This is a genomic window from Algoriphagus marinus, from assembly GCF_001936475.1.
Taxonomy (GTDB): domain Bacteria; phylum Bacteroidota; class Bacteroidia; order Cytophagales; family Cyclobacteriaceae; genus Algoriphagus; species Algoriphagus marinus.
This window is the reverse complement of the sequence record NZ_MSPQ01000009.1, coordinates 64,498-77,978: the sequence shown is the minus strand read 5'-3', so window position 1 is coordinate 77,978 and position 13,481 is coordinate 64,498. Positions and strand designations below refer to the sequence as shown.

Here is a 13,481-nt window from a genome sequence, read left to right as displayed (position 1 = left end):
TTCTTATTGAAACAATAGTAGCTTCTTTGGTGTAATTTTCCTAGTTATTTAATTGGTTTTTTATAGATTCGTCCATGGCATTTGACTCAAGGGACTACATCCCCAACCTTTCTTATGACGCTGTGATCTTCGGATTTGCTGGTGAAAAGCTGAAAATCTTGGTTTTAGAATATCAGAATACCGGAACATTTGCACTTCCCGGGGGATTTATCCGTATGGATGAACCCTTAGATGAGGCGGTAAAAACTGGTGTATCTGAGCGTACTGGGTTAGAAAAGATTTATTTGGAGCAATTTCACACTTTTGGATCATTGGAGCGTTCCGATCCAACCATCATGAAAAAAATCCTTGATGGGCAAGGATTGAAATTAGAAAATGATTGGATGCTGGGTCGATTTATTACTGTGGCTTATTATGCACTGATAAATTACGAGACAGTCAATCCAAAACCTGATGCCTTATCTGATTCCATTGATTGGTATAATTTTGATGAGCTACCGCCATTAATGCAAGATCATAGTCAAATTGTAGCAAAGGCACTCGAACATCTTCGGACCCACCTAGACCAGAAACTATTGAGCTTCAATTTGCTCCCTGACTTTTTCACTATGAAAGATTTACAGCAAGTCTATGAATCCATTATGGGAGAAAAGCAAAACCGAGCAAATTTCCAACGAAAGATGCTCGGCCTAGGGATTTTAGAACGTCATGAAAAGCTCTTTTCAGGAGGTTCTCATAAAGCTCCTTTTCTTTATAGTTTTAAAAAAGAACTTGCAAATACTGAAATCAGTTAAGCGGTTCCGTTAAGACTGAGATAATCGCATAAATACCTTCTTTATAATTCCCCAATCTCAAATTCTCATTCGGGCTATGTTGATTATTATCAGCATTCACCGTTGGAATGGTAACCGCCGGAATTCCCAAAGCATCTACAAATGGAGAAATTGGAATGGAACCTCCAGAAATCCGAATTTGAACCGGGTCCTTCCCGTAAGCGCGAACCATCGCTTTGCGAAGCCAAGCTCCTGCTTCAGAATCCATTGGTGTTCGAAATGCCTGATAGGAAATGGATTTTGTCATCTTAACGATTTTTGGATATTTCATCCGCTCCTCATCACTAGGTTCGTGGTCCAATACTGTAAATCCTTGTCCCTGAATATGCTTCTCGATCAGACCAAAAAGACGATTCGGATCCGACTCAGGTACTAGTCTAATAACCAATTCTGCCAAGGCTACATCTGGAATAATTGTTCGAGCCTCCGGACCAACCCAAGCTGACCGCATTCCGCGGATATTCAAGGAAGGATATTGAATGCTTTCTTGGTAGCTTTTTCCCACTTGATCCGTTCTTCCCAATCCAAGTCGCTTATTAATAGCATCTTCATCATCAGGAACTGCAGCAAAAATGGCTTTTTCTGATTCACTAAACTCAATGCCATCATAGTAACCGGGAATCGATACTCTTCCTTCAGAATCTTTCATCGAGGCTAGCAGCTGTGCTAGAAGGAATGCAGGATTCGGAGCATAGTTTCCATAGTGCCCACTGTGCTGTGGAAGCTTAGGGCCATAAGTAGTGAGTGTCATGTCGCTGATTCCCCGGGCTCCGTAGCTGAGAGTTGGCTCATTGCTTGTATGTCTTGGTCCATCCATGATCAGCATGAGATCTGCAGCGAGTTTTTCTTTGTAATCGATTACTGCCTTTGGTAATAGTGGTGAGCCTTGCTCTTCCTCAAAATCAAGGATGATTTTCACATTGTAATTGGGAGAAATCCCAGCTTCTGCCAAAGCATCCCAACCTGTCAAAAACATAGCGATTGGTCCTTTGTCATCGGAGCTGGATCTGGCGTAAATCCTCCAGTCCGGATTGTATTCTGATTTCAATTTCTCCATCGGGATTATTTCCCATTCCCCTTTTTGATTTTGGGTTTTTAGGACTGGAGTGTACGGGTCCGGCTGAAGCCATTTGCTTCGATCCACAGCTTGACCATCTACATGGAAATAGAAAAGTGCGGTCTTTGTAGCTCCAGGTTGTTTTTTCTCCACGAGCAAAAGTGGGATGCCACTCGTTTTTAATCGCTCCGTAGAATACCCCCTCATGTCAAATTGATTTTCACACCATGCGATATTTACTTCGATTTGCTCCGGGTAAAAAGCATCGTTTGGCATACTTACCATATCGTTCAAAAGCGAAAGGCCATGTTGCCACTGGCTTTCAGTGAGCTCCTCAATTTTGGCTTGATTGGGTTGCTGAGCAAAAGCATTTAGAGATGCAATTAGGAAAACGGGTAAAAGAAATTTTTTCATAAGGATAAGTTAAGCTTGGGTTTTTAAGGTTTTGCGGTTTCAGTGATTTCCTTTCCGTTCAGGATAAATTTATCATAACCTTTCAGGGTCACATTGACCATAGAATCCCCGACTTCTGCTAAGGTATTGAAGCCATTTGGAAATAGCTTTCTTCCAATTGGATAGATCCAGCCAAAGTATTTGTATGCGGAAAGTACATGCAAGGAATTTGTTGCCACAGGCTTCATTACCCCAGGGCGATAAGCGAAGACTTGTTTGAAAGGAAGCTTTCGTAAATCATTTTCAGTCTTACCTTTTATTCTTGCCCAATGCGAACGTCCTTTTTCAGAACTGTCAGTTCCTTGTCCAGATACATATGTGAAGGTCATCTCAGAATTGAGTCGAGCTAAAGTTTTTGCAAAGGCTAAGGTCAGGTCATACGTGATTCGCTCATATTCTTCTTTGCTGATCCCTACCGAAGAAATTCCTGCACAGAAAAAACAGGCGTCGTAACCAGTCAATTGATTTTCGACAGTACTCAAATCAGAAAAATCTTTATGAATCAGTTCCTCTAATTTTGGATGCGAATGACCATTTGGCTTTCGACTGATTGAAAGCACTTTTTCGACCTTTGGATTATCAAGGCATTGAAGCATAACGCCTTCACCGACCATTCCGGTAGTTCCTGTGATGATGATCTTTAGTCCCATTTGGCGTGTCAGTTTGATTATTTCAATTTAACCAATGGATAATTCAATCCATTGACCTCATTTCGAATAACTGTGTATTTGTCCAGGCTTTTGAAAAGCTCGGTAAGGTTACGATAGCCATAAGATCTAGGATCAAAACTCGGATCGATTTTCCGTAAGGAAGCACCAATCTTAGCGATGTGGATTTCCTCCTCCTCATCTGATGCAATTTCAAAGGCCTTGTCAATAACGCTTAAATCTAAACTTGGAGATTCTTTGAATAGCTCCTCTTTATTAACATCTTCTGATTTTGCGGTAGTCTTTTTAGGTTGTGATTTGCTTGATTTATCAGTAGACTTTGATCGTTTTTCGCTCACTGACTCCGTGATGAGGTTTTCTGCAAAAGTGAAGATCTCGCAGGACTGAACAAATGCTTTTGGGGTCAGTCTTCTTCCGATTCCCATGACAAACATTCCCTCTTCACGGATTCTTTTTGCAAGACCTGTATAGTCGGAATCACTCGAAACAATACAAAAACCATCCACACTGTCACTATGGAGAATATCCATCGCATCGATGATCAGTGAACTGTCTGTCGAGTTTTTTCCCGTGGTGTAAGAAAATTTCTGAATGGGGTTGAATGAATACTGGTTAATTACTTCTTTCCAGCTGTTCATGTGTGGGGTAGTCCAATCGCCGTAGATTCGTCGGATGGTGGCTTTTCCATATTTGGAAACCTCCTCTAAAATCTCTTTAATCAGTTTTGCTTGGGCGTTGTCTCCGTCAATTAAGACGGCTATATTAAATTTATTTTCTTTCATTTCTGATGCTAGTTAAACTGTAAATCTACTTAATTAAAAACTTTAACATCCCCCAAGTGGTCCTTTTAAAGGTTTTATTTGGATCGTTTGGATTGCTTTTGGGGATTCTTTCCGAACTTTACAATACCAATCCAACTTCGATTTTGACAAATAAAGTCCTTTTCATCACGCCTCCGCTTACACAGCTCAATACGCCTTATCCTGCCACAGCTTATCTCAAAGGTTACCTCAATACCCTCGGTGTAGCTTCCAATCAAGTGGATCTGGGGATTGAGATGGTATTGGAGCTTTTTTCCAAAAAGGGACTAGAAAACGTTTTTGAGATTGTAGCAGAGCAGATCGATGAATTGTCAGATAATTCAGCCCGGGTTTTTCGCCTTCGAAAGAAGTATCTACAGACCATTGATCCTGTGATTGCTTTTCTTCAGGATAAAAATCCAACGCTGGCTTATACTATTTCAGAAGGGGATTTCTTACCGGAAGCTAGTCGGTTTGAGCAGTTAGAGGATTTGGAATGGGCTTTTGGTACACTTGGGATTCGGGATAAAGCTCGATATTATGCAACGCTCTACCTTGAGGATTTGGGTGATTTGATCAAAGAAGTTGTGGATCCAAATTTTGGATTTAGTCGGTACGCAGAGAGATTAGGCTTGTCCGCCAGCACATTTGATGAAATGGATGAAGCACTCCAAGAGCCTGCAGGAATGATTGACCAGATAATGCTTGACTTGTTGAAAGAGAAAATCGATTTGTATCAACCGAATTCCATTGCTTTTTCGGTTCCCTTTCCTGGGAATCTTTACGGGGCCTTCAAGTGCGGGCAGTACATCAAGAAACATTATCCGGAAATTAAAATATGGATGGGTGGTGGATATCCAAACACGGAACTCCGATCTCTCAAAGAACCTCGAGTTTTTGATTACGTGGATTTTATTGTGTTGGATGATGGGGAAGCTCCGATTCGTTTGCTTTTAGAGTATTTGGAGGGAAAAATACCAATCAATGAATTGAAGCGTACGTTTGTGAGGCTTGATTCAGAAGTGAAGTTTCTAAATAATTCCTCCGTAAAAGATATTGCACAGCGGGATACTGGGACACCTGATTATTCTGATTTATTGCTTCGCGATTACCTTTCGGTAATTGAAATCGCCAATCCCATGCATCGACTCTGGTCGGATGGGCGTTGGAATAAACTGACTTTAGCACATGGTTGCTATTGGGGAAAATGTACATTCTGTGATATTTCATTGGATTATATCGGTCGGTACGAACCTATCAATGCCGAGATTTTATGTGACCGCATTGAAGAAATCATGGCTCAGACAGGCCAAAATGGATTTCATTTTGTGGATGAAGCTGCTCCTCCGGCTTTGATGCGTGACTTGGCAATTGAAATTTTGAGAAGAGGCCTGACGGTAGTTTGGTGGACGAATATTCGTTTTGAAAGTAGTTTTACTGCAGATCTTTGTCGCTTGCTTCGGGCCTCAGGTTGCATTGCGGTTTCCGGAGGTTTGGAAGTCGCATCAGACCGACTATTGGAGTTGATCAAAAAGGGAGTAACAGTCGGTCAAGTGGCGAGAGTGACGAATAATTTTACTCAGTCTGGGATCATGGTTCATGCTTATTTGATGTATGGCTTTCCCACTCAAACTGCTCAAGAGACTATCGACTCACTGGAAATGGTTCGCCAATTATTTGAATCCGGGGTGTTGCAATCCGGATTTTGGCATCGTTTTGCGATGACGGCTCATAGCCCAGTAGGATTGAATCCGAAAGATTTTTCGGTAAGAATTAAGAGTGGGGAAGGAAGTTTTGCCAATAATGAATTGCAACACGAGGATCCTACAGGCGGCGATCATGAGCTTTTTGGTGAAGGGCTACGCAAGTCCCTTTTCAATTACATGCATGGGGTTGGTTTTGATATTCCACTTCGAGAATGGTTTGATTCGAAGGTTCCAAATCCATCTGTTTCCAATACTTACATCTTAAAGGAATTGGAAAAAGAGGAAGGATTTTCTTACAAAGATCAAAGGCGAATCATCTGGATAGGAGAGGAGCCGGAATTGCTGGAGGGAGAAAATGATGGTTTTGCTGATTTGGTTTTTTCAGGCAAAAAGGAAGATTTCGCGATGGAAATCCCAACGGAATTGGCAGAATGGGTGCTCGGATTACTTCAGGAGGTTTCATACCAGGAAAGCTTAAAAACCATCAAACTTATTAGGGAAAGCTATGAACAGGAATTTGGAGATTTTGAGGAGTTGACCTCTTCAGAAGTATGGGAAATACTTCGAGAGCATGGGTTATTGGTGCTTTAGGTGGTTCTTTTCTTTTCGTTATCGATATAGGAGAACCTCTTACAGTTCTCCAGAATACCATTGCAATTTCTTTTTTGCTTCGTCTAGTTCAGATTGTAAACTTCCTACTTTATTCAGCAAATTCAGGATAATGTCAATTCCTTCCAGATTGACATTTAGCTCCTCATGAAGGCGAAGCACTTTTTCAAGATCAGAGACTTTTTCTTCCGAGATAAACACTACTTCATTTTCTCTCACCAATGAGATCAGACCAACTTCCTCCAATTGCTCAATAAATGAGAATTGAAGCTGATAATGGGTGCATACCGTTTCTACTAAGATTAATTTCCGCTCTTCCATTTTATCTCAGGTTTTTAAGTTCTTTGAATAATTCCCGCTCTTTTTCTGTAAGATTTTTGGGAAGTGAAATGGAATAGGTGAGAATCAAATCTCCAAACTCCCCCTTTTTCTTATAAACAGGAAAGCCTTTGCCTTTTAATCTCACTTTATCCCCATTTTGGGTTTCAGGAGCGATTTTCAGTTTTACCTTTCCGTCAAAAGTATCCGTAACCAACTCTCCACCAAGCATCGCAGTGTATAAGTCAAGCTCAACGTTTTTGTGAAGATTATTTCCCATTCGGTGAAATTCAGTTGTGTTGTCGAGGTGGATTTTAATGTATAAGTCTCCATTTGGACCACCATTAACTCCTTGACCGCCTTTGCCTGGGATTTTTATGGTTTGTCCATTTTCAATACCGGCAGCTATTGTCAATCTGATTTTATTGCCATTCACATCCAAAACTTGAGGGAAGTCCTTATAGACATCCCTCAAATTGAGGTGTAATTCTGCATTCAGGTCTTGCCCCTTAAATTTTACACTTCTACCACCTTGTTGATAGCCAGATCTACCTCCTCCAAACATGGACTCGAAATAATCAGAAAAGTCACTTTCTGAAAATCCCTGACTGGATGATCTTGATCTTTGCCCTCCCTGGCTTCTTCGCTGTTGCTGTTGGCGTTCAAACTCTTCTCCATGCTTCCAGTCTTTGCCATACTTATCGTACTTGGCTCGATTCTCAGGATTGCTTAGTACTTCATTTGCCTCATTAATTTCTTTGAATTTCCGCTCCGCTTCTTTGTCATCGGGATTAACATCGGGATGATATTTTCTGGCTAGCTTTCGATAGGCTTTCTTGATTTCATCAGGAGTTGCCGTTTTAGGTATTCCAAGTGCCTTGTAATAATCTATGAAATCCATGAATTTTTTTCCGGTAAGTTTTAGACTAAAATTCCAATCCTTGATTCTATCCCTTCAATTTCTCTTTGAAAAAGCTGATCGTTCGCTCCCAAGAGAGGTTTGCAGCAGCTTCATCATATCTGGAAGTGGTGTTGTTATGAAAACCATGATTAGTTTCCGGGTAAAAATAGGCTGTGTTTTCCACACCATTTGCCTTTAAAGCGGCTTCGTATGCTGGCCATCCGGCATTAACCCGCTCATCTAATCCTGCATAGTGCAACATTAGTGGTGCTTTGATTTTTGCTGCTTCTTCGGCAGTTGGTTGACCTCCATAATAAGGTACGGCAGCTCCCAATTCAGGAATTCGAACCGCCATCATATTTGAAATCCACCCGCCGAAGCAGAATCCAACTACGCCTACTTGCCCAGTACAATCCGGATGATTTTTTAAGTATTCATATGCTGCGATAAAATCCTCAAGCATTTCATCTCTGTTTCGCTTGGATTGCATGGTACGTCCATCATCGTCGTTTCCAGGGTATCCGCCAAGTGGTGTCAAAGCATCTGGTGCAATGGAGATAAAACCAGCCACCGCGGCTCTTCTTCCTACATCTTCAATGTATGGATTGAGTCCTCTGTTTTCGTGTACAACTACTACTCCAGGTACTTTTCCTTTTTTATCAGCTGGAATCGAAAGAAGCCCTTTGATCTCTCCACCTCCTTTAGGAGAATTATACATTACGTATTCCGAACTCAGTCGATCATCATTCTCTGAAATAGTCCTTGTACTCACATAATCAGGCATCATCGCACTCATCAATGAAGCTACTGTGATCCCTCCGACTGCATACACAGATAGTTTCTCTACAAAAGTTCTACGATCGATACGATTATGCGCATAGGCATCATAAAGGTCAAAAACCTCCTGATTAATTTCTTCTTTTTTAAGATTACTCATGATATGATTTGTTTTTTTACAATTAGTTTTAAAAAATCCATTCTTCAATTTATTTAAAATGAATTGGATTACTCCTAACTTTTTGAAGTTTGGAGTAAAAACTGTTTGAATTCTGAGTTTATAAGGATTTTGTTCGGTTTTGAAGATTCTCTGTTTAGAAATTTCTCATGGGTAATCTTATTGATCCCAAGTTGAAAGGTTCTATTTTTAGGAAAATTATTCTTTAAATTAAGATTCCAAAAAAACCATCTATGGAAGAAGTAGTCAAAGTAAAGAAAGAAAAAACTGAACGGGAACGTCAGACATTTTTTAGAGTGACTTTTAAGAATAATTGTAATCTTCTTCAGATTGCTGATAACAAAGCCAATATTATCATAAGCATCAATGCCTTAGTGATTTCTTCAACTATAGCGATTATTGGATATGGGTCAATTTCTCATGGCTTGGATATCAAAAACCCACTTACCTTGGTTCCGATTTTGCTCTTGCTCTCTACCTGTTTGACCTCTACTATTCTTGCCGTGCAAGCGGCAAAGCCAAAAATTATGGGTAAAACTCCCCCAACGGCAGTTAAGCCTAAATCAAGTATGCTTTTTTTTGGCGAGAGTTCAACTTATACCTTGGATGAGTATTTGTCAGAAATCGAACGCATCCTTCCATCCAAAGCCGAAATACACGAACACATGGGGATTTCACTTTATTACCAGGGCAAGGTTCTCAATAAGAAATATAATCTGCTAAGACATGCTTATAATGTCTTTATCCTGGGGTTAGTGATAGGTATTTTGACCTTTTTGATGTTTATGACAGTTTCTTGATTTTAGGCAGATAAATTTCCGGATAAAATTTTCTCTAAAAATCTCTAACTGACGCGCAAAATAACATTCCCGATTTTCTGTCCAGTTTCCACATAGGTATAAGCTTCCACGAGTTGATCAAAATCATACACACGATCAATTAAAGGTTTGAAGAGACCTTGTTCGTATTGATTCTTTAGAAATTTTATGTCCTCTTGAGAAAAGGTGGGGAGGGGAAAAAGCAATTTTTTACCGGTGGTGAATTTATGCTTTATGGCCAAAAAGATATTTTCCAAGCCAGGTCCTAATTCAGTAGAAATATAGATTCCATTTTCTTTTAACAGAGGTTTACAAATCGAAAACCTACTTTTTCCAACCGCATCAAAAATAAAATCATATCGCTCTTCGGTTTGGGTAAAGTCTTCTGTTTGAAAGTTTACCACTCGATCTGCTCCGAGATTCCTGACCGTATTCATGTGCGCTCCGGGACAGACAGCGGTGACTTTTGCACCTATGGCTTTGATGAGTTGGATCGCTGCTGAGCCAATCGCTCCAGTACCTCCGATCACGAGAACATGCTGGTCTGCCTGCACATTCGCAGCCCGGATATTTCCCAGGGCATAGTGGGATCCTTCACTTAATGCAGCTGCGGTTTCAAAATCCAATCCTTCGGGAATGGTTGTTATACCTTTGTTTTCATCGATTACTTTGAATTCAGCATGTCCTCCAAAGCCCTGATCATCAAAGCCAAACACCCGATCACCAACTTTGAACTTGGATACTTCGCTTCCGATTTCAGAAACTATCCCGGCAAATTCGCATCCTAGTACTGGTTGTTTGGGTCTAAATAGTCCGGAAAAAAATCTACTGACAAAATATTCAGCACTTCTGAAACCTGAATCGGTTCGATTAACTGTTGCTGCTTTGACCTGAATCAGAACATCTGACTTGCCCACTGTTGGTTTCGCAATTTCAGCGAATCTGATGACAGAAGGAGGACCGTATTGGGTATAGATTTGAGCTTTCATAGCAAAGGGGGTTTAATCCCTATACGGATTAAAGCTGCTGTTCGATAACGTGCATTAATGCGGAGACGTCTTCAGCTACATTAAAAACGTTGATGGAAACTCTTAAATATTCCCCTCGAGTAGAGACATAAATTTGATTAGCCTCCAGTTCTTTTTTTAAATCCGCCGAATTGATACTTTTTGGTAAAAGGGGTGCGAAAAGATGCTGGGCTAGAAATGGGGCTGGTTCCGTTTTTCCTCCGATATGGGAAATAAAGTCCAGGAAAGGTCGGTTTAATGAGCTGGCGTACTCCTGAATTGCAGTAGGTGTCCAGTCTAAAATTTGTTTCAAACTAGCTTGAAGCATAGGCATCAAGACAAAATTTGCGGCCTCGCCCACGTTGTATCTCGCTGCTCCAGGACTGTAATCTGAAGCATATTCGGATAATCGCCCAAAATCTCTGGCATTGACCCGATTCATCCATGACTCTTCTAGGGGAATTCCCTGATGAAATTTTTCACCGATGAATGCGATGGAAAGCGAATATGGGCCCAGTAGCCATTTATATGTCGCGCAGATTAAGGCATCAATTTGACAGGCCTTCACGTCTATTGGCATAGCCCCGACGGATTGCGTCCCATCCACAATGAACACAGCTCCCATTTGCCGGCATTTTGCTCCGATGGCTTCCAAATCAAATTTTAACCCACTCATCCAATGAATGGATGAAATCAAAACCACGGAAGTTTTCGCATCAATCGCTTCAAGAAGTGCAGAATTCCAGGATTCACCTTTTGAAATTGATGCAGGATCCGGAGAAATCGTCTCAACGTAAGTTTGGTTTTCCTTTGCCCAGCGAGCAATGGAAAAATAACCGCTTGGAAACTCGTCCTGAACGACAATCGCTTTTCCCCCAATTTTCGGCTTGATATTTTTTAGAACCGAAGAAAATCCATAGGATGTGGAAGGAATGATGGCCACGTCGGAAGACTCACAATTAACCAATTTCCCAAAAAGCTTTCGAACTGAATCAACCCCATCAAAGAAATCAGTTGGTTTTAACTGAAAGGGATTTCGCTGTTGGATGATCGAAGCAATCCCAGCTTCTTCTGAAGATTTAAGCTGAGGTCCTCGATAGGCATTATTTAGGTAATGGACGTCTGGGTCAAGATGGAAGAGGTGTTTTTGGCTTTTTAGCATTTCACAATTTACAAAAACTGCTTTTAGTCAGAAACGTATATTTTTGATAATTTCATTCTTACGCCTTTTTTTTATCAAGCGATTGCTGGATTAGTTTTTTGCTTTAATCAGTTGAAAGCCATCTGAAAATAGAATTTCTTTTTTAGTATAATTTGAAATTTCTTTTTTGAAATATTTTCCGAAAATCTGTTCTCCTCGACTTTTTGCCAACCCAATTTTGATTGTTTTTGAAGAATTATTCATCACTTCAACCTCAAAGATTTCATATCCTAGTGATGATATAGTATAAGTCTGAACTTCCTGACCTTTCGGAAGGATTATATTGCAGATTCCTCTATTGTTCGAATTGAATACCTTGTTTTTTGATTTGTTTTCAAAATACTTAAAAATAGTAGCAGAGACTTCCTTTTCATTTTCTAAATCATAAAATTCAAAATGAAATTCAACGGAATTATATTTTTCATCGTCCTCCAAGGATTCAATATTGACTTCACTATTTATATTTTTCGCTGTGGAGTAGTTGATAGCTAATTGCTCTTTTGAAAGTTGATAAGTACCATTTCCGTAATTAATAGGTCCAAGATCACCTCTGGATTCATAAGTAAAAGTGCCGTCTTTTGAAAAAGTATAAGAGTCTGAGAAATCTATTATCATAAATTCTGGGTGACTTAAATAATACTTTCCTTCAAGCTTATTTTGAGCGCGAAGAGTTAATGGAGTTAAAAGTATTAGAAATAAGAGGTTAAATCTTGAACACATAATGATTTTAGATTTCCTTTTAAGAAATCGCGGGGAAGGCAGATTTTTGTTAACAGTTTTAATTCGTGATGTAAGTCTTCGGATCAATTAAAGATAATGGCAATAAAACATACCTCCCTTTTTCATCCGTCTGAATCACCAAGGGTTTTTGATCAGACCTTTTAGCCTGTGTCCAGTCTTCTGGAATATAGGTTTTGATTGTTAGAGGGACAGAATAGAGTAGGGGGTCAAGGTCTGAATTAAGCGTGATGATGATTTTGTCATTTTCAAAGCTACTTTCTATGCTTGTGTTTTGACGGGCGCTGACATATTTGGTAACATCACGGAAAGTTTCAATCCAAAGTTGGTCTTCTGTGGATTTCATAAACGTGAAATACTCCTTCAATTCATTCCGAGTTTTAGGTTCCCAGCCCAAGTTTTCCACGCCATGGATTACCAAGACCAGCCAGATATTGTCATGATTCAAGGTCGTATCGATCCAGCTTTTCATGTCTTCGAAAGAATGCCGGGTCAGTATCCCTCTTTGCCATTGTACATACTCTTTTTCTGATTCTCCAGGTTGAGCTTTGCTCCCTCGGTTGATCTCTTCCAACCAAGTTTCTGGCATTCGATTTCGTAGGGAAGGATAGATTTGGTGCGCATATTCCATGACACGCTCATCCTCGGTTCCGTAGGGTCCCTCTGCAGAAAAGATGGATTCTTCTCCCATAAACTTCAAAAGATCAGCTTTACTTTGCTCTAATTCATAAAGCATATTAACCTCATCCAAAACAGCGAGTCGGGCATGAGTTACGGTGTGGGACGCAATCTCATGGCCTTGGGCAGCATAGGATTTGTATTGCTCCCAGGAAGTAGTGTCTTCTACATTATTGTGAAAAACAACCGCTCCAGTATTCACCATTTTCCCGGTCCTGATCTTTTCGTATCCTTCATCGATCAGGCTATAGGCTTCCTGGATTTTTCCCGACTCAAACAGTGATCCTGCTCTGGCGTGATAATCCTCCGCTTCGGTAGTTCCTGTAAAAGCAATAAGCGAAGCTCTTTCAAAGAAATTACTGGAATCTGTTTTTGATGTGGCGGTTTCTCGAATGATATCTTTTGGGTCTCTTCCGATAAACTTTCCTTTTGCTGATCCTTCCACTTTCCCGGTGATGATGTAAAAAGTGGCAGGAAGTCCGAGGCTATCCATGATAGGTTTTGCAATCGTCAGTTGATTGATGATTCCATCATCGTAGGTGACCGATATTGCTCCGGTTTTGCCTTCAGGCCATTTGGTGATTTCGGAAGTGCCTACAAAAGGATTGGATTCGGTGCATGAAAAGCCGAGACCGATTAAGAGAATAGAAAATAGATTTAGAATAAGTTTCATGTCAGTTTGGAATATTTTGAAATCCAATATCCCAATTTGTTTTGGAGATAAAGAACCGCTGATCCA

The 13,481-nt window shown here is 40.4% G+C and carries 13 protein-coding genes; 3 read left to right on the top strand and 10 right to left on the bottom strand.

Annotated features, from left to right (window positions below; genetic code table 11):
* Positions 1–74 precede the first annotated feature (74 nt).
* Entirely contained in the window at positions 75–794 is a 720-nt protein-coding gene (locus BVC88_RS14960) for an NUDIX hydrolase (RefSeq protein ID WP_075351520.1), read from the top strand.
* Here BVC88_RS14960 and BVC88_RS14955 read toward each other — a convergent pair.
* The 3 genes from BVC88_RS14955 to BVC88_RS14945 are packed head-to-tail and all read right to left on the bottom strand — an operon-like array spanning position 787 to position 3,793.
* A complete protein-coding gene (locus BVC88_RS14955) occupies positions 787–2,304 on the bottom strand; it encodes a M20/M25/M40 family metallo-hydrolase (protein ID WP_075351519.1) in 1,518 nt (505 codons plus the stop codon). The two genes, BVC88_RS14960 and BVC88_RS14955, sit on opposite strands and share 8 nt — an antisense overlap.
* A 23-nt stretch (positions 2,305–2,327) precedes the next feature.
* A complete protein-coding gene (locus BVC88_RS14950) occupies positions 2,328–2,993 on the bottom strand; it encodes an NAD-dependent epimerase/dehydratase family protein (RefSeq protein ID WP_075351518.1) in 666 nt (221 codons plus the stop codon).
* Positions 2,994–3,010: 17 nt separating this feature from the next.
* Positions 3,011–3,793, bottom strand: coding sequence for an NYN domain-containing protein (locus BVC88_RS14945; protein WP_075351517.1), 783 nt, complete (start codon positions 3,791–3,793; stop codon positions 3,011–3,013).
* Positions 3,794–3,936: 143 nt separating this feature from the next.
* Between BVC88_RS14945 and BVC88_RS14940 the strand changes: the two genes are divergently transcribed.
* Positions 3,937–6,108, top strand: a complete 2,172-nt coding sequence (locus BVC88_RS14940) for a B12-binding domain-containing radical SAM protein (RefSeq protein WP_075351665.1) — start codon at positions 3,937–3,939, stop codon at positions 6,106–6,108.
* Positions 6,109–6,147: 39 nt separating this feature from the next.
* Here BVC88_RS14940 and BVC88_RS14935 read toward each other — a convergent pair whose 3' ends face one another.
* The 3 genes from BVC88_RS14935 to BVC88_RS14925 are packed head-to-tail and all read right to left on the bottom strand — an operon-like array spanning position 6,148 to position 8,282.
* Positions 6,148–6,447 (bottom strand): chaperone modulator CbpM, encoded by a 300-nt coding sequence (locus BVC88_RS14935; RefSeq protein WP_075351516.1) that lies wholly within the window; start codon positions 6,445–6,447, stop codon positions 6,148–6,150.
* A gap of 1 nt (position 6,448) precedes the next feature.
* Positions 6,449–7,345, bottom strand: a complete 897-nt coding sequence (locus tag BVC88_RS14930) for a DnaJ C-terminal domain-containing protein (protein ID WP_075351515.1) — start codon at positions 7,343–7,345, stop codon at positions 6,449–6,451.
* A 46-nt stretch (positions 7,346–7,391) separates the two neighbouring features.
* The gene (locus BVC88_RS14925) at positions 7,392–8,282 is read right to left on the bottom strand and encodes a dienelactone hydrolase family protein (protein ID WP_075351514.1); all 891 of its coding nucleotides are present in this window, start codon (positions 8,280–8,282) and stop codon (positions 7,392–7,394) included.
* Positions 8,283–8,533: 251 nt separating this feature from the next.
* Between BVC88_RS14925 and BVC88_RS14920 the strand changes: the two genes are divergently transcribed.
* A complete protein-coding gene (locus tag BVC88_RS14920) occupies positions 8,534–9,100 on the top strand; it encodes a Pycsar system effector family protein (protein WP_075351513.1) in 567 nt (188 codons plus the stop codon).
* 44 nt (positions 9,101–9,144) lie between these two features.
* Here BVC88_RS14920 and BVC88_RS14915 read toward each other — a convergent pair whose 3' ends face one another.
* The 4 genes from BVC88_RS14915 to BVC88_RS14900 all read right to left on the bottom strand — a co-directional run bounded on the left by BVC88_RS14915 (position 9,145) and on the right by BVC88_RS14900 (position 13,415).
* Positions 9,145–10,107, bottom strand: a complete 963-nt coding sequence (locus tag BVC88_RS14915) for an NAD(P)-dependent alcohol dehydrogenase (protein ID WP_083639117.1) — start codon at positions 10,105–10,107, stop codon at positions 9,145–9,147.
* 28 nt (positions 10,108–10,135) lie between these two features.
* Positions 10,136–11,287, bottom strand: coding sequence for an aminotransferase class V-fold PLP-dependent enzyme (locus tag BVC88_RS14910; protein ID WP_075351512.1), 1,152 nt, complete (start codon positions 11,285–11,287; stop codon positions 10,136–10,138).
* Positions 11,288–11,377: 90 nt separating this feature from the next.
* Positions 11,378–11,941 (bottom strand): hypothetical protein, encoded by a 564-nt coding sequence (locus BVC88_RS14905; RefSeq protein ID WP_139316581.1) that lies wholly within the window; start codon positions 11,939–11,941, stop codon positions 11,378–11,380.
* 163 nt (positions 11,942–12,104) lie between these two features.
* Positions 12,105–13,415 carry a polysaccharide deacetylase family protein gene (locus BVC88_RS14900; protein WP_075351510.1) on the bottom strand — a complete coding sequence of 437 codons (1,311 nt, stop codon included), beginning with the start codon at positions 13,413–13,415 and terminating at the stop codon, positions 12,105–12,107.
* Between the last annotated feature and the right edge of the window lie 66 nt (positions 13,416–13,481).

Excerpts from the sequence above, each read along its gene's own strand:
- BVC88_RS14960 (WP_075351520.1), top strand. The coding sequence starts at position 75 with ATGGCATTTGACTCAAGGGACTACATCCCCAACCTTTCTTATGACGCT.
- BVC88_RS14955 (WP_075351519.1), bottom strand. The coding sequence starts at position 2,304 with ATGAAAAAATTTCTTTTACCCGTTTTCCTAATTGCATCTCTAAATGCT.
- BVC88_RS14950 (WP_075351518.1), bottom strand. The coding sequence starts at position 2,993 with ATGGGACTAAAGATCATCATCACAGGAACTACCGGAATGGTCGGTGAA.
- BVC88_RS14945 (WP_075351517.1), bottom strand. The coding sequence starts at position 3,793 with ATGAAAGAAAATAAATTTAATATAGCCGTCTTAATTGACGGAGACAAC.
- BVC88_RS14935 (WP_075351516.1), bottom strand. The coding sequence starts at position 6,447 with ATGGAAGAGCGGAAATTAATCTTAGTAGAAACGGTATGCACCCATTAT.
- BVC88_RS14930 (WP_075351515.1), bottom strand. The coding sequence starts at position 7,345 with ATGGATTTCATAGATTATTACAAGGCACTTGGAATACCTAAAACGGCA.
- BVC88_RS14925 (WP_075351514.1), bottom strand. The coding sequence starts at position 8,282 with ATGAGTAATCTTAAAAAAGAAGAAATTAATCAGGAGGTTTTTGACCTT.
- BVC88_RS14920 (WP_075351513.1), top strand. The coding sequence starts at position 8,534 with ATGGAAGAAGTAGTCAAAGTAAAGAAAGAAAAAACTGAACGGGAACGT.
- BVC88_RS14915 (WP_083639117.1), bottom strand. The coding sequence starts at position 10,107 with ATGAAAGCTCAAATCTATACCCAATACGGTCCTCCTTCTGTCATCAGA.
- BVC88_RS14910 (WP_075351512.1), bottom strand. The coding sequence starts at position 11,287 with ATGCTAAAAAGCCAAAAACACCTCTTCCATCTTGACCCAGACGTCCAT.
- BVC88_RS14905 (WP_139316581.1), bottom strand. The coding sequence starts at position 11,941 with ATGATAATAGATTTCTCAGACTCTTATACTTTTTCAAAAGACGGCACT.
- BVC88_RS14900 (WP_075351510.1), bottom strand. The coding sequence starts at position 13,415 with ATGAAACTTATTCTAAATCTATTTTCTATTCTCTTAATCGGTCTCGGC.